The following is a 14,964-nucleotide window of genomic DNA, read 5'->3' as shown; positions in this document are numbered from 1 at the left end:
GGAGTGAAGTGCGCGCCGGGTGGGGTGTGATGTGCGCGACAAGAGGTCAGGGATCTTATCCACCCACGGGCCGGATGTCCGTTAATCTTTCGCGTAGCGAGAAGGAGGTCCTGCCATGAAATGGACCCGCGGCGGACGGAGCGCAAATCTGGAAGATCAGCGGGGCGGCGGAGGCTCCTACGGGGGCGGGCGCGGCCCGGGGATGAAGCTCGGCATAGGCGGCTTCCTCCTGCTCGCGGTGTTGAGCCTCGTTTTCAAGAAGGATTTCTTCTCCCTCGTCGGGGGCGGAGGGGCGCTCGCGCCGAGCGCCGACGTCTCCGCCGGGTCGGGGGTCCCGGGCGGCGGCGCGGTCGCCGACCCGCAGGAAGAGGAGCTCGTCGAGTTCGTATCCTTCGTCCTCGACGACGCGCAGGCGACGTGGACGAAGCTGCTCCCCGCCGCCGGGGCGACGTATTCCGACGCGAAGCTCGTCCTGTTCCGCGACGGCGTCGACTCGGCCTGCGGCTCCGCGGGGTCGTCGACGGGTCCCTTCTACTGCCCCGGCGACCAGAAGGTCTACATCGATCTGGGTTTCTACGCGGAGCTGAAGGACCGGTTCGGCGCTCCGGGCGACTTCGCGCAGGCGTACGTCATCACCCACGAGATCGGCCACCACGTCCAGCACCTCCTCGGCATCGACGACGCGGTCCGGCAGCGCCAGGCGGCCGATCCGCGGAACGAGAACGCCTACTCGGTGGCCCTCGAGCTCCAGGCCGACTGCTTCGCGGGCATCTGGGGACACGAGACGGCGCAGCGCGGGATCCTCGAGCGGGGAGACGTGGAGGAGGGGCTGGGCGCCGCGGCGGCGATCGGCGACGACCGGATGCAGAAAGCCGCGGGACGGCGGGTCTCGCCCGACGCCTTCACGCACGGTTCCTCGGAGCAGCGCGTGGCGTGGTTCCGCAAGGGGCTCGAGACGGGCGACTTCAAGGCCTGCGACACCTTCCGCGCGATGCGGTAGGCCGCTCGGCGCACCGCCGCGCCGCCCGGTTCAGTGCCCCTCGGGAGGCAGGGGCGGAAGCGGCGGCCGCGCCTGAGGCAGGGGTGGCCCGCTCGTCGCCGTCGTGACGACCGTCGACCGGCGCTCCTTCCAGAGGGCGAAGATCATCGTCAGGATCGCCAGGATGATCTCGTCGACGAACGGGATGAAGTCGGGGATGAAGAGGTCGAGGACGAACACGGTCGCCAGGAGGGCGAAGAGGCCCGGGAAGCGGAGGTTCATGCCGCCCAGCACCTTCTGGATGATTCCCCGCTTCCGGAGCGTCTCGGGGTCGCGCGGTGTCGTGTCCATGCCGCCGATCATAGGGAAAACCGGCGGTCTTGACCCGGGAGACCCGGGGATGGTAGTTTCCCCGGTCCGCGGAGGCGCCTGCGCCTCCCTGGTCTTTCAAAACGTGGGGCTGTAGCTCAGTTGGGAGAGCGCTTGAATGGCATTCAAGAGGTCGACAGTTCGATCCTGTTCAGCTCCACCATTTCTTTCCGTGAGGGTTTTTCGCCGGGCAGAGTCCCGGCGTTTCTGTTTTGCGGGCCGCCCCGACCTCAGTTCCACTTCTTCAGCCGCGGCCAGAGCTCGCCCAGCGGCGTCCTGAGGCCGCGGCAGACCCAGATCGGCCCGTTCTCCTCGGCCATCCCCCAGGGGTGCTGGTGGCGGCCCGCTTCTTCGACGGACGTGCAGAGGCGTTCGAGGCTCTCCCGGTCGTCCTGGAGGACGACGAGGACGTCGCCGGTGAAGGCGGGCGGGCCCCAGAAGAAGTGATTCTGGTGGGCCGAGATGGCGCGTGGCAGGCCGTGCGCCGGACCGAAGAGGTTGATCGCGCCCGCCTCGCCGTAGTTGTTCGCGAAGATCGCGGCGCGGTCGCGTTCCTCCGGCGTCAGGCCGTTCCAGACTTTCGCCACGTCGGCCACCAGCTCGGGCCAGCCGAACTGGTCTCCGAAGTGCTGCGGCAGAGGGCCGCGGTGGGCCACCTCCGATTTCGGCGGCTCGAATCCGATCCGCCTCGTGTAGGCGACGAACCCGGGAGGGTCGAGGATCGGCAGGACGAGCGGCGCGACGGGGACGGTGAGGAGGACCGCCCAGGCGGTGACCGCCGCCCGGGGCCACGCCCTTCCAGCGAAGCGCCGGCGGCGCTCGAACAGCTCGTCGAGGCCGACCGCCCCCGCCGCGAGGAGCATCGGGTAGATCGGCGTCAGGTAATAGGCCTTCGCCTTCATCGCGAACATCAGGACGAAGAAGACGGCGAACGCGCTCGCGAGCGCGCGGTACCGGCCGTTGCGGGCGAGGAAGAGCCACGCGAGCCCGCCGAGCCAGAGGGGGAGGAGGTGCGGTCCCTGCTGGAGGACCTGCTGCAGGAGGAACTCCCCGGGGCCGAGGACGACGTTCTTACCGGTGCGCGCGACGTTGCGGAGGTCCTCGAGCGTCGGGAAGCCGTGCGCTGACTGCCAGAGGAGATTCGGGAGAAAGACGAGAAGAGCGACCCCCGCTCCGGCCCAGGGCCACGGCCCCGCGAAGGCGCGGCGCATCGGCGAGAGGAGGAGGCCGGCCAGGAGCGCCAGGCCGAAGAACGCCGTGGAGTGCTTGTTGAGGAGGCCGAGCCCCGCGACGAGACCGAAGAGGAGCCAGAGGCGCGGGGAGGCGCCGTCGGCGAGCCGGACGAGGACGAACGCGCATCCCGTCCAGAAGAGCGGCTCGAAGACGTTCATCGAGAAGAGGCCGGCGATACCGAGGAAGGCCGGCGTGGCGAGCGCCGCGGCCGCCGCGAGCCCCTGTGCCGCGCGGCTGCCGCCGAGGCGCCAGGCCAGCAGGCCGGTCAGGAGAACGACCGCCGCCCCGGCGAGCCCCGCGATCCCGCGCAGGACCGGGAGCGACCCGCCGAGGAGGAGCGCGACCTTCGCGTAGAGCCCGATGGCCGGCGCCGCGTCGACGTAGCCCCAGGCCAGGTTGCGCCCGCAGTCGAGGAAGTAGAGCTCGTCGCGGAAGGTGCCGTACCGGTTCGCGAGGGCGAGGTGGACGGCGAGCTTCGCGCCGGCGACCGCGAGGAGGAGCCCCCACGCCGGGGCCGTGCCGGGCCGGCTCTCCGGCGTCGTCATTCCCGGTACGCCGCGGCCATCTCCGCCGTCTCGGCCCGGAGGGCCTCGACGAGCGAGGAGGGAGACATCGCGATCGCCTCCCGTCCGAACGAGAGGACGAAGCGCCGCGCCTCGAAGAGCGAGCCCGCCGGCAGGTCGAGCTCGAGCTCGCCGCCCGGGAGCGGCGTCAGCTTCTGCTTCGGGTGCCAGCGGACCTCCGCCACCCAGGCCGCCATCGCCTTCGTGAAGCGGACGCGGAACCGGAACGGCTCGCTCCCGGAGAAGATCCCGATCGTCTCGCCGAAGTGGCGCTTCAGGTCGAAGTCGCGGGGAATGGTGAAGGGCTCCGTTCCGACCTCGGCGTCGCGAATGCGGGCGACGTAGAACGTCTTGACGGTCCGCGGGTCGTCGTCGCGATCCTGGGCCGCGACGAGCCAGTCGCCCGCGGCCAGGACGAGGCCGTAGGGAGCGAGCTGCCGCGTGCTCGTCTCGCCCCCGGGCTTCTGGTAGCGGACCTTCAGGATCGTCCGTTCACGGATCGCGGTCGCGACCGCCGTCCAGACGGCCGGGTCGACGAGGCGGATCGGTTGCGGGTGGATGTAGAGCCGCTCGACGAACGCGCCGGGGCTGACGCGGATCTCCGCCGGCATCATGTCGGAGAGGCGCTGGAACGCCTCGCGAAGCCCTTCGGCGACCGGCGTCCCTTCGTACTGCTGGAGCACCTTGCTCGCGACGCCGATGGCGAAGAGGCCCGGCCCCTCCACCGGGATCCACGGCAGGTGCCAGGACGGGTCGGAGTAGCGGAACGACCCGCGCTTGCGATCGAAGACGATCGGGGCGTCCATCTCGTCGCGCATGAAGCCGACGAAACGCTGCACCGTCTTCGTCGACGTCTTCCACCGGGCGGCGAGATTCGTCGCGTTGACGAGGCGCCTGCGACGCAGGAGGTCGTCGAACTCGAGGATGCGACGGAAGAGGGGCCGGTCCTTGACCGCCACGGCGCCGATGCCTCTCAGGCCCCCCGGCCGGAGTAGTTCGCCTCGATCCAGCGCCGGTACTCGCCGCTCGCCACGTCCTCGACCCACGGGAGGTTGTCGAGGTACCACCGCACGGTCTTCCGGATGCCGGTCTCGAACGTCTCGGCGGGCTTCCAGCCCAGCTCGGAGAGGATCTTCCCCGCGTCGATGGCGTACCGGCGGTCGTGCCCCGGGCGGTCCTTCACGTAGGTGATCAGGCGCGTGCGGGGGCCGGCCTCGTCGGGGCGCATCTCGTCCAGCAGGCTGCAGAGCGTGTGGACGATCGTCAGGTTCGGCATCTCGTTCCAGCCGCCGACGTTGTAGGTCTCGCCCGGGCGCCCTCTCTCCAGCACGGCGCGGATGGCCGAGCAGTGGTCGGCGACGTACAGCCAGTCGCGGACGTTCATGCCGTCCCCGTAGACCGGCAAAGGTTTGCCACGGACCGCGTTCAGGATCATCAGGGGGATGAGCTTCTCGGGGAACTGATAGGGACCGTAGTTGTTCGAGCAGTTCGTCGTCAGCGTCGGCAGGCCGTAGGTGTGGTGGTAGGCCCGCACGAGGTGGTCGGACGCGGCCTTGCTCGCCGAGTAGGGGCTGTTCGGCGAGAACGCCGTCGCCTCGGTGAAGGGAGGGTCCGACGGCCCGAGCGAGCCGTAGACCTCGTCGGTGGAGACGTGGAGGAACCGGAAGGCGGACTTCTCCGGCTCGGGGAGGGCGTTCCACCAGCCGCGCACGGTGTCGATCAGGTGGAAGGTGCCGACGACGTTCGTCTGGATGAAGTCCTCGGGTCCGTGGATCGAGCGGTCCACGTGGGACTCCGCCGCGAAGTTCACGATCGCGCGGGGCCTGTGCCGTGCGAGCAGCTCGCCGACGAGGGCCCGGTCGCCGATGTCTCCGTGGACGAAGACGTGGCGGTCGTCCGCCTCCAGAGGGGCGAGGCTTCGCGGGTTGCCCGCGTAGGTCAGCTTGTCGAGGTTCACGACCGGCTCGCCGGAGAGGGCGACCCAGTCGAGCACGAAGTTCACGCCGATGAAGCCGGCCCCGCCCGTCACGAGAATCAAGAGGTCCTCCTGGCTGCGGCCTTCAGTCCGCGTCGCCGAATCCGTTCGGGTTCTGCTGCTGCCACCGCCAGCTGTCCGCGCACATCTCGTCCAGGCCGCGAGCCGCCTTCCAGCCCAGCTCCCGCTCGGCCTTCGACGGGTCCGCCCAGCACTGCGCGATGTCGCCCGGCCGCCGGGGCACGATCCGGAAGGGGATCGCGCGACCCGAGGCCTTCTCGAACGCCTGCACGAGCTCCTTCACGCTGGTGCCGCGGCCCGTGCCGAGGTTCCAGACCCGGACCCCGGGCCCTTCCTCGAGCTTCTCGACGGCCTTCAGGTGGCCCGCCGCGAGGTCCACGACGTGGATGTAGTCCCGCACCCCGGTGCCGTCGGGAGTCGGGTAGTCGTCGCCGAAGACGTTCAGGGCGTCGCGCCGGCCGACGGCCACCTGCGAGACGTAGGGCATGAGGTTGTTCGGGACGCCGCGGGGGTCCTCGCCGAGCCGCCCGCTCTCGTGAGCGCCTACCGGGTTGAAGTAGCGCAGCAGCGCGATCCGCCAGCCGGGCTCCGCCGTGGACAGGTCCGAGAGCACCTGCTCGACCACGAGCTTGCTGCGCCCGTAGGGATTCGTCGGAACGCCGGTGGGGAAGTCCTCCCGGATGGGGACACTCGCGGGGTCGCCGTAAACGGTCGCGGAGGAGCTGAAGACCATCGTCGTCACGCCGGCGCGGGCCATCGCCTCGAGGAGGCTCACGGTCCCGCAGACGTTGTTGTCCCAGTACAGGAGGGGCCTTGCGACCGACTCCCCCACCGCCTTCAGACCGGCGAAGTGAATGACCGCGTCGACGTGGTGCGCGCGGAAGAGCGCGTCGAGCGCGGAGCGGTCTCTCACGTCGCCCTCGACGAAGGGGAAGGTGCGCCCCGTCAGCTCCGTCACCCGGCGGAGGGACTCCCGCCGGGCGTTGCAGAGGTTGTCCAGGACGACGACCTCGTGGCCGGCCCGCAGGAGCTCGACGCAGGTGTGGGAACCGATGTACCCGGCGCCGCCGGTGACGAGAATCCTGCTCATGGCGCAGCCTGAAGACGCCGTCCCTTACTTCGCGGCGGCGAGCGCCTTGTCGTAGTCCGGGTGGTGGGTCATCTCGGGGACGATCTCGGCGTACCTGACGAGGCCGTCCTTGCCGACGACGAAGATCGCGCGGGCGAGGAGGCGGAGCTCCTTGACGAGGACGCCGTACGCGTTCCCGAACGAAGCGTCGCGGTGGTCGCTCAGCGTGAGCGCCTTCTCGATGCCGGCGACCGAGCAGAAGCGCTTGTTCGCGAACGGCAGGTCCATCGAGACGTTCAGGACGACGACGTCGTCGGCGAGCTTCGTCGCCGTGTCGTTGAACCGGCGCAGCTGCGCGTCGCAGACCGGAGTGTCGAGGGACGGGGTGACGCTGAGGACGACCGTCTTGCCCGCGAAGTCTTTCAGGCTCTTCGCGCCGAGGCCGTTGTCCAGGACGGTGAAGTCGGGGGCCTTGTCGCCGACCTTGATCTCGGGTCCGACGAGGGTGAGGGGGTTCCCGAGGAACGTGATGATGCCGGTTCTCTCCATGTGCGTTTCTCCTTCTTCGCGGGGTTCTCAGCTCGCGGCGAGCTTCGTGACTTCTTCCTTGAGGAGCATCGAGCCCCCCTTCAGCAGGTCGTCCCGGGTGATCTCGCCCTTCCCGAGGCGGGCGAGGAGGGCGCGCTGCGCCCGGTATTCCCTGTTGTCGATGCCCGCCTTGCTCTGGAGCAGGCGCCACGCCTTCCGGCGCTCCACGCAGAGCAGGACCATCTGGCGCGAGAGCGAATAGTAGCCCGGCCGCCCTTCGTGGTCCTCGGCCTTGATGACGACCCCGAAGTCGGGGACGAAGGCGGGGCTCTTCGGGTCGAGGACGCGACGCTTGACGACGTCGTCCTGCGAGAGGAGGACGAGGACGTCGTCGAGGGCGACCATCGTCGACGCCGTCTCGGGGGCGACCTTCTTCAGGTGCTGGCGGAAGCGGGCCTCGGTGACGGCGTAGTGGGCGACGGTGTACTTCACCTTCTCGCCCGTCGACGTGAGCGTCGTCTCCCACCAGTCGCGGTCGTGGTTCGGATTCCCCTTCAGCTCGAGCGCCTCGCGGTACGTCTCGCCCTTGCCGGGGTTGTAGGTGAACTCGGGGAGCATCCGGCTGTCGCGGGAGCGCTGGGACTGCAGGGTGGAGACGTCGTCGCCGACGCCGTGCTCCGGCTGGCACGGCGTGAAGCTCTGCACGAACGCGGTCCCGCGGTACTCGAGGGCGTCGAGGATCGCCTTGTAGAGCTTCGGGGCGTTCGCCATCGAGACCTGCGCGACGAAAGGCGAGCCGTGGCCCGCGCAGAAGATCTCGGCGAGCCCCTTCTTCTCGGTCAGCTTTCCCTGGGTGGCTGCGCCGATCTGGTTCATGTCGAAGCCGCCCGTGATGACCGACGAGTCGGAGTTCTGCCCGCCGGTGTTCGAGTAGACCTGCGTGTCGAGCATCAGCATCTTCACGTTCGGGCGGTTCTGGAGGACGACCTTCGAGACGTTCTGGAAGCCGATGTCGCCCATCCCGCCGTCGCCGCCGATGGCCCAGGCCTTCGGCAGCTCGGCGACCTCGAGGTCGGTCATGAGGGCGTCGGAGAAGTGTGCGAGGTCGAAGACCTCGGCGGCCGTCAGCGGGCCGTCGTCGCGGAGAAGGGCATTGGCGAGCCGCTCGGGAATGACGGAGCGGCGGGCGTGGTCCTGGATGAACGCCTCGCCGAAGAGCCAGGCGACGGTGGCGCCGTCCTGGAACAGGGAGTTCATCCACGGGTAGGGGTGCGGGTTGTTCGGGGGGGTCGAGCCGAAGACGGTGTTGCAGCCGGTATGGGCGCCCATCGCCATGACCGACATCCCGTTCGCGAGCCGGCCGTCGATCGCCTGCAGCTCGCGGTGGTTCCACGCCTCCTGCGCGAGGACGGCGCGGAGGGCGTCGACGACCTCCGCGTCGGAAATCGGCCCGCGCCCGGCGAGGCGGGCGTCCGTGTCCTCGTCGGTCTCGCCGCCGAGCCCCATCAGGAGGTGCGCGACCGCCCTCGTGAACCGGGCGTAGTCGGCCGGGCTCTTCTCCTTCAGGGCCGCGAGTCGCGCGGCGCCGGACTCGGCGACGGCCTTCGCCTTGGCCGCGAGCCGGTCGGCCTTGGCGTGGTAGAGCGGGCGCATGTAGGCCTCGGTGACCGAGGCGACGGCGCGCAGGACGGTCTTCTCGCCGCAGCCGGCGCAGGCGCCGTCTCCCGAGACGAGGGCGTCGTACGTCGAGCGGACCATGAGGTGGTTGCGCAGCGCCGCCTCGCGGGACGTCTGCGGATGCCCGGCGTCGTAGAGGCCGAGGTACTTCTGCGGCGTGTCGCCGAGAAGGTTGAGGAAGCTCGTCGCCGTCGCGTGCCTGGCGTTCAGCTCCTCGGTCTCGTCGACCATCTTCAGCGCTTCGTGGTCGCCACATTCGGTGACGCACTCGCCGCACCCCTTGCAGAGATCGGAGACGAAGATGGAGAAGATCCCTCCGCCTCCAGGGGTCTTCTTCTCGGGGTTCGCGAAGATGGCGTTGACCTTGTTGTAGGCGAGCGGGAGCGTGTCGAGGATGGCGTACAGCTGCGCCTTGCCCTGGTCCGAGACGACGCCGATCGGCTCGACGGCGGCGCGGACGAGGTCCCTCACGGGCGTACCGGCCTTCGACTTCTGGGCCTCGACCATCCCGGCGCGGACAGACCTCTCGACGTCCGGCACGCTCGCGAGGAGCCGGGCCCGGTCCATCGGGTCCTGCACGTACGCGCGCACCGCCGTCGTCAGGATCGTCGTCAGGTCCTGCGCCGTGTTCGGGAGCGCCGTGTCGGGGCACGACGAGATGCACTCCATGCACTGCGTGCAGTTCTCGGCGATGAAGACCGGGGTCATCCGGCGCGCGACGTACTTCGTGGCCGTCTCGCCGGTCGCCGCCGCGCCGACGCCCGCTGCCGCGAGAACCGACGCCGGCTGGTGGTAGCCGAGGCCCGCCCGGAACTCCTTCTCGAACGTCTCTCGCCGGAAGACGGGAGCCCTCTCGGCCTGCACCGCCGGCTTCGGGACCGCCCGGCACGTCGCCCCGCACTCGGCAAGCGGGAAGAGCGACTCGCCCCGCATGCTCGAGCGGTCGGGCGCGTCGACCGCGCCGTAGACGATCTCCCTCACCCGCGAGAAGCCCTGGAGCATGACCTCCATGTTCGAGGCGACGACGGCGTCGCCGAAGCGGCCGAACTTCTTGCGGTACTGCTTCTCGACCTGCTCGTTGAAGTGGTCGCGGGCGATCCCGAACTCCTCGAGGAAGGGCGAGACCGCGAAGAACGCGCCGAGGAAGGCGTTCCCCTGCATCCGGAGCTGCAGGTCCGGCCGCTCGGTGGCGGCGCGGGCGATGTCGAAGCCGGGGAGGGTGTAGAGGCGGATCTTCTTGTCGAGGATCTCCTGCCGGTACTTCCTCGGGATCCGCGTCCAGGCCGTCTCGGGGCTCTCGTCCGACTCCCAGACGAAGGCGCCTCCCTCGTCCATCCCGTCGAGCGGGTTCGTGTGCGTGAACGCCTTCGGGTCGCAGCAGAGGACGACGGTCACGTGCCTGAGGTCGCAGTTGACCCGGATCCGCTCGGGAGCGACGACGAGGAAGTACTCGGTGGGCGCCCCCTTCTTCTCCGACCCGTACTTCGGGTTCGCCGAGACGTGGACGACTTCCTTCCGCCGGCCCAGCTCGTCCACGGCCCCGTCCCGCTCCGCCACGTGGTCGCCCAGCTCGCCGATGATCTCGCCCAGGTTCTTGCCGGTCGTGATCATTCCCCAGCCGCCGATGGAGTGGAGGCGGACGGCGATGGCGCCGTGGGGGAGGAGCGACGGCCGCTCCGCGGCCTTCACCTCGTACGGGTGGTCGATTCCGACGACGAAGAGAGTCTCCCCGTCGGCCTCGGTCCGGCCGTCCTTGCGGGCGAGCGATCCGGTGGCGAAGCCGTAAGCGCCGAGGATTCCCTCGGGCCGGAAGTCGCGCGAGCCGAGGCCGTAGATGCCCGAGAAGAAGCGCGGCACGGCAGCCGGCGGGATCGTCCCGGCCTGGACCGCCTTCGTGAACGCGGTCCGGATGTCCCTCGCGAGGGGGTTGTCGCCGGCGAGCGGCTGGTCGGTCCGCTCCATGACGATCACGTTCCTCTTCCCGGCGAGGGCGGCCACGTAGGCGGCCTCCGGGGTCGGGCGGAGGACGTTCACGTGGATCGACCCGGCCTTCTCACCCTTCGCGCGGAGATGGTCGACGGCGGCCTCGATGTTCTCGGCCGCCGATCCGAGCGAGACGAAGACGGTCTCGGCGTCGCCTGCGCGGTACTGCGAGAGGAGGCCGTAGTGGCGCCCCGTCAGCTCTCCGAACTCGGCAAAGGCCGCCTCGAGCATCGGGAGGATCGGCTCGCAGAACTCGGAGCGGTGCGCGACCACCCCGTTCATGTAGTGCTCCTGGTTCTGCACGGGGCCGAGGAGGAGCGGATTCTGAAGGTCGATCATCGCCGGCACGCGGCGGCGTTTCGGCCCGAAGAGGGTCCGTTGCGCGTCGGTGGGGCAGTCGATGAGGTCGTGGGGCGCGCCGAGGAACTCCCTCATCAGCTCGGCCTCGTGGCGGAAGAACGTCCGCTCGAGGTGCGAGGTGAGGAAGCCGTCCTGGATGTTGATGCCGGGCGTGAGGCTCAGCTCCGCGACCTTGCGGATGATCAGCGCCTGGTCGGCCGCCTGCTGCGAGTCCTTGCCGAACAGCATGATCCAGCCGGTGTCCATGACGGCGTAGATGTCGTCGTGCCCGCAGTGGACGTTCAGCGCGTGCTTCGTCAGCGCGCGGGCCGAGACCTCGAGGACCATCGTCGAGAACTTGCCGGGCGCGTGGTAGTACTGCTCGGAGCCGTAGACGATCCCCTGCCCCGAGGTGAAGTTCACGGTGCGCTTTCCGCAGACGGAGAAGGCGATCGCGCCCCCCTGCGCCGAGTGCTCGCCTTCGGTCTCCACGGCGAGCTTGCTGGCGCCGAAGACGTTCAGCTTTCCCTCGGCGAACGAGAGCTGGTAGTTCTCGCCCATCTCGGTCGACGGCGTGATCGGGTAGAAGACCCCGCCGTCCGTGATGCGCGCTTCCGTGTGGTAGGCGACGAGCTGGTTCCCGTTCGTCGTGATCCGGATGCCGGGGTAGCGAGGTGTTCCGTTCATTTCGACGCCTCCAGTGCCCTTCTTGCGGCCTTGCCGAGGGCGGGTTCCTTCGTCTTCCTCGTGACGTCGAGGTAGAGAGTGGCGACGGCGCGTGGACCGGCAGCGAGAGCTTCCAGGTACTTCGCGGCTCCTGCACGCCGGAGGAGCGTCTCGGTGATCTTCACGCCGACGACGGAAGAGTGCCGGCTCCAGAAATCACCACGGAGGGTCGCGGCGGCGAGAGCGGCCCGCCGGTCCTCCTCCTTCGCCTTGGGGTCGAGGAGCGTTTCCGCTGCCGCGTTCCAGCGGTCGAAGCTTCTCTGGATCGGCTCCTGGAACATCGTCCCGACCGGGAAGAACTCGTCGGGAATGAGGAACAACGTCGCGGGGCCGTCGCCGACGGTGCGGGACAGGAGGGTGTCGAAGTCGGAGCCCTTCTCCTCCGGCCAGGCCGGGGGAACGCGGAACGGCGAGAAGAGGCGCGTCCACGACTCGGCGGTCGCGGAGCGCAGGAGCGAGAAGACGGCTTCGCGGGGGACGATCTCGGCGACCCCCTCGGGCGCGAGCCGGGGCAGGTCGGCGAAGAGCCACGTCGTCTCGCCGTCGCTCTCCGCGATGATGTCGTCGAAACCGGCGAGGCTGAAGAGGGGGACGACCCGGAGGCGGGCCGTGACGGGCGTCGACGAGGGGAGGAGGGCGGCGATGCGGCGCGCCTCGACCATGGCCGCGGGCGTGCCGTCGGTCTCGAGGGCGTCGAGGATCTTCGAGAAGGTCGCCGCGCGGCTGGAATAGCCGCTCAGGAGCGGGTCGGGGGTTCCGGCCGCGACGGAGACGAGCCGGCCCAGCACGTCGTCGGGGTTGCGGCCGCCGCGGGAGAGGGCCTGCTGGAACGCACGGGAGGTCCGGAGCCGCTTGAGCGCCTCCGGGGCCTCGGGACGCCCGGCGAGAAGCGTGAGGATGTCCCGGGCCGGGCCGACGTCGACGGACATCGTCACGTCGTGAACGGGAGGGCGCGCGACGTCGATGGGCGGGCCGGACTGCGGAAGACCGGCAGGGGCGGCCGCCAGGAGCAGGAAGAGCGCAGCGTCAAGCAAGTATCGCCTCGCACGCCGACGCGACGTCGGCGAAGTTCGTCAGGACGGTGTCGGCGCCGGCGGCGCGAAGCTCCTCGGGGGTCGTCCGGCCCGTCGCCACCGCCACGACCCGGGCGCCGATCGCCCGGCCGCACTCGACGTCGGCGCGCGCGTCGCCGACGACGACGGTCTCGGCCGGTGAGAACGTCCGTCCCGTCCGCTCGAGCGCGCGGGCGAGGGCGATCGGCCCGAGGTCGACGCGCCGCGGCGCTTCGTCACCGAAGACACCGAAGTGGAAGCTGTCCCAGAGGCCGGCCGCCGTCAGCTTGATGCGGGCGCCGCGTTGGACGTTTCCCGTCAGGAGGGCCGGGACGACCGACGGGGAGGCCGAAACGCGGGCGACGAGGTCGGCGACCCCCGGTTTGAGAGCCGGGGGCTCGGCGGAAAGCGCCGCCTCGAGGAGGTCGAGGTAGAGGGAGAGGGCGGCGGGGCGGCGCCGGGCGATGACGTCGTCGGGGATGCCGGCCTTCTGCATCAGCTCGAGGACGATGATCGGGTCGAGCTTCCCCTCGAAACGGTAGGAGGCCACGTCGCCGTCCGTTCCGAAGGTCCTGCGCAGCGCTTCCGAGAAGGAATCGAGCCCCCTCTGTCCCGACGAAAGAAGCGTTCCGTCGATGTCGAAGAGGACGAGGCGAGGGCTGCTCACCCGGCCTCCCGTGCCCGGTCGAGGCGGCGTGCCACGTCCGCGGCGAACGGCACGAAGACGGAGCGCCAGTAGGCCCAGTCGTGGCCCCCGGGCTCGAGCACGAGCTCGCTCCGGCCGCCGAGCGCGACGACGAGCTTGTGGAAGTACGCACCGACGTCGGAGAGGAGGTACTTGTCTTCGGTCCCGCACCGCAGGAGGAGCTCGGGTGCGCGGCCGGCGAGACCGGGATCGTCGAGGAGGATCGCGGCGAGGTCGTGGCGCTGCCAGGGGCCGGTTGCGGCGCTTTCGCCGAAGACGCGCCGGAACGCCGGGCGGACGAGGAACGGCAGGGTCTCGTGGGAGCGGCGGGAGAGCTGCTGGACGGCCGCGGAGAGTCCGGCGGCTACGGTGAAGAGCTCCGGCGAGCGGAGCCCCCAGCGGATGGCGCCGTACCCGCCCATCGAGATCCCGGCAACGGCGCGGGCGGACCGGCGCGGGAGCGTCCGGAAGGCGTCGTCGACGAACGGGACGAGCGTGGACCCGAGGAACGCGCCGTACTTCACCTTCCCGTCGTCGGAATCGGTGAACCAGGTGCCCACGCCGCGCGGCGACACGACGAGCATCTCGGGCAGGCGGCCGGCCGCCATCTCGGCGTCCAGCAGTGCGGCGATTCCACGCCTGGAGAGCGTCTCCTCGTTGCCGAACCCGTCGTGAAGGAAATAGAGGACCGGATAGCGACGCCCCGGCGCTTCCGTGTAGGAGGGCGGGAGCTGGACGACGACCCGGGCCGGCTCCGGGAGGTAGGGCGAAGCGACCAGCCTCGTTTCGAGGCGCGGCTCTGCCTGGGCCCCGGCGGAGGCGACGAGGAGCACGGCGGCGAGGAGCGGTGTGGGTCTCAGGAGTGCCTCCCGCAGGGATTGTAGGTGTCCGCCGGAAGCGATCCGGCGTGCTAGCCTCCGCCGGATTCGCGTTCGTCCTCCGCGGAAGACCGTTCGGCGACGAGATGAGCGCCACCGCGGAGGATCCCGGCGCGGGAGGCCTGAAGCGGATGAGCGTGCCAGCGGAACAGAAGGTGCTTGCCGGGAAGACCGTCGTCGTGACCGGAGCCGGTCGGGGAATCGGCCGCGCCATCGCGCTCGCCGCGGCCCGGGCCGGCGCGACCGTCGTCCTCGCCTCCCGGACCGCGGAGCAGCTCGAGGACGTGGTCCGGGAGGTCGCCTCCCTCGGCGGGACCGCCCTCGCCGTGACCGCCGACGTGAGGAGCAGGGACGACGTGGAGCGCCTCGTCGCGCGCGCCGTGGAGGAGACGGGGCGCCTCGACGCCGTCGTCAACAACGCGGGCGTCTTCGTCTGGAAGCCTCTCGAGAAGCTCTCCGAGGAGGAGTGGGACCGGGTTCTCGAGACGAACCTCAAGGCGACGTACCTCCTCGTCCACTCCGCGCTCCCCGAGCTGAAGAAGAGCCGGGGCCGCATCCTGAACGTCTCGTCGGTCCATGGCACCGCGGGCGACGCGAACGTCGTGGCGCACTGCGCCGCCAAGTTCGGCCTCGTCGGGTTGACGAAGGCCCTCGCGCTCGAGCTGCGGCCGCACGGAATCGCGGTCAACGCCATCTGCCCCGGGTCGACCGACAACCGGACCCGCAACCTCGAGGGGGTCCCGCACGAGAAGCCGCTCGAGGAGAAGCTCGACGCCTTCGACGTCGCGGCCGCCGCTCTCTTCCTCCTCTCGCCCGCCGCCGAGACCGTCACAGGGGCGGTTCTCGACGTCTGGGGAGGGACCAGGGTCGAGGTGAAGGCGTGAGGA

General features: G+C 70.1%; 12 protein-coding genes and 1 tRNA gene. 3 read left to right on the top strand and 10 right to left on the bottom strand.

Annotation, left to right across the window (positions count from 1 at the left end):
- The first annotated feature begins 115 nt into the window (after positions 1–115).
- Positions 116–1,000, top strand: a complete 885-nt coding sequence (locus IPN03_17840; GenBank protein ID MBK9375525.1) for a zinc metallopeptidase — start codon at positions 116–118, stop codon at positions 998–1,000.
- Positions 1,001–1,030: 30 nt separating this feature from the next.
- Here IPN03_17840 and IPN03_17835 read toward each other — a convergent pair whose 3' ends face one another.
- Positions 1,031–1,330 carry a hypothetical protein gene (locus IPN03_17835; protein MBK9375524.1) on the bottom strand — a complete coding sequence of 100 codons (300 nt, stop codon included), beginning with the start codon at positions 1,328–1,330 and terminating at the stop codon, positions 1,031–1,033.
- A gap of 105 nt (positions 1,331–1,435) precedes the next feature.
- On the opposite strand from IPN03_17835, the gene IPN03_17830 reads away from it, so the two are divergent.
- Positions 1,436–1,511 (top strand) — tRNA-Ala (locus tag IPN03_17830).
- 67 nt (positions 1,512–1,578) lie between these two features.
- Here the strand turns inward: IPN03_17830 and IPN03_17825 are convergent.
- From IPN03_17825 to IPN03_17785, 9 genes are read right to left on the bottom strand one after another with little or no spacing between them, the layout of a single operon-like run.
- On the bottom strand, positions 1,579–3,126 hold the full coding sequence (locus IPN03_17825; protein ID MBK9375523.1) for a glycosyltransferase family 39 protein: 1,548 nt from the start codon (positions 3,124–3,126) through the stop codon (positions 1,579–1,581).
- A complete protein-coding gene (locus tag IPN03_17820; GenBank protein ID MBK9375522.1) occupies positions 3,123–4,103 on the bottom strand; it encodes a WYL domain-containing protein in 981 nt (326 codons plus the stop codon). The genes IPN03_17825 and IPN03_17820 overlap by 4 nt, the downstream gene beginning before the upstream one ends.
- Before the next feature lie 14 nt (positions 4,104–4,117).
- The gene (gene rfbB, locus IPN03_17815) at positions 4,118–5,182 is read right to left on the bottom strand and encodes a dTDP-glucose 4,6-dehydratase (protein MBK9375521.1); all 1,065 of its coding nucleotides are present in this window, start codon (positions 5,180–5,182) and stop codon (positions 4,118–4,120) included.
- Positions 5,183–5,204: 22 nt separating this feature from the next.
- Entirely contained in the window at positions 5,205–6,230 is a 1,026-nt protein-coding gene (gene galE / locus IPN03_17810; protein ID MBK9375520.1) for a UDP-glucose 4-epimerase GalE, read from the bottom strand.
- Between the two features lie 24 nt (positions 6,231–6,254).
- Positions 6,255–6,758, bottom strand: coding sequence for a thiol peroxidase (gene tpx / locus IPN03_17805; protein ID MBK9375519.1), 504 nt, complete (start codon positions 6,756–6,758; stop codon positions 6,255–6,257).
- 27 nt (positions 6,759–6,785) lie between these two features.
- A complete protein-coding gene (locus IPN03_17800; GenBank protein MBK9375518.1) occupies positions 6,786–11,423 on the bottom strand; it encodes a 2-oxoacid:acceptor oxidoreductase family protein in 4,638 nt (1,545 codons plus the stop codon).
- Positions 11,420–12,496 (bottom strand): hypothetical protein, encoded by a 1,077-nt coding sequence (locus IPN03_17795; GenBank protein ID MBK9375517.1) that lies wholly within the window; start codon positions 12,494–12,496, stop codon positions 11,420–11,422. The genes IPN03_17800 and IPN03_17795 overlap by 4 nt, the downstream gene beginning before the upstream one ends.
- Entirely contained in the window at positions 12,489–13,181 is a 693-nt protein-coding gene (locus IPN03_17790) for an HAD family hydrolase (protein ID MBK9375516.1), read from the bottom strand. The genes IPN03_17795 and IPN03_17790 overlap by 8 nt, the downstream gene beginning before the upstream one ends.
- The gene (locus IPN03_17785) at positions 13,178–14,032 is read right to left on the bottom strand and encodes a hypothetical protein (protein ID MBK9375515.1); all 855 of its coding nucleotides are present in this window, start codon (positions 14,030–14,032) and stop codon (positions 13,178–13,180) included. Before IPN03_17785 ends, IPN03_17790 begins: the two co-directional genes overlap by 4 nt.
- 131 nt (positions 14,033–14,163) lie before the next feature.
- Here IPN03_17785 and IPN03_17780 point away from each other — a divergent pair, with 131 nt between their 5' ends.
- Positions 14,164–14,961, top strand: a complete 798-nt coding sequence (locus tag IPN03_17780; protein ID MBK9375514.1) for an SDR family oxidoreductase — start codon at positions 14,164–14,166, stop codon at positions 14,959–14,961.
- The last annotated feature ends 3 nt before the right edge of the window (positions 14,962–14,964 follow it).

The sequence above is a fragment of the Holophagales bacterium genome, assembly GCA_016719485.1.
Lineage (GTDB): Bacteria > Acidobacteriota > Thermoanaerobaculia > UBA5066 > UBA5066 > UBA5066.
The sequence above is the reverse complement of the archived record's forward strand: the minus strand, read 5'-3'. Positions and strand labels throughout refer to the sequence as shown.

Bases quoted from the DNA above. Each gene is read 5' to 3' on its own strand.
- IPN03_17840 (MBK9375525.1), top strand. From the start codon at position 116: ATGAAATGGACCCGCGGCGGACGGAGCGCAAATCTGGAAGATCAGCGG.
- IPN03_17835 (MBK9375524.1), bottom strand. From the start codon at position 1,330: ATGGACACGACACCGCGCGACCCCGAGACGCTCCGGAAGCGGGGAATC.
- IPN03_17825 (MBK9375523.1), bottom strand. From the start codon at position 3,126: ATGACGACGCCGGAGAGCCGGCCCGGCACGGCCCCGGCGTGGGGGCTC.
- galE (MBK9375520.1), bottom strand. From the start codon at position 6,230: ATGAGCAGGATTCTCGTCACCGGCGGCGCCGGGTACATCGGTTCCCAC.
- tpx (MBK9375519.1), bottom strand. From the start codon at position 6,758: ATGGAGAGAACCGGCATCATCACGTTCCTCGGGAACCCCCTCACCCTC.
- IPN03_17800 (MBK9375518.1), bottom strand. From the start codon at position 11,423: ATGAACGGAACACCTCGCTACCCCGGCATCCGGATCACGACGAACGGG.
- IPN03_17780 (MBK9375514.1), top strand. From the start codon at position 14,164: ATGAGCGCCACCGCGGAGGATCCCGGCGCGGGAGGCCTGAAGCGGATG.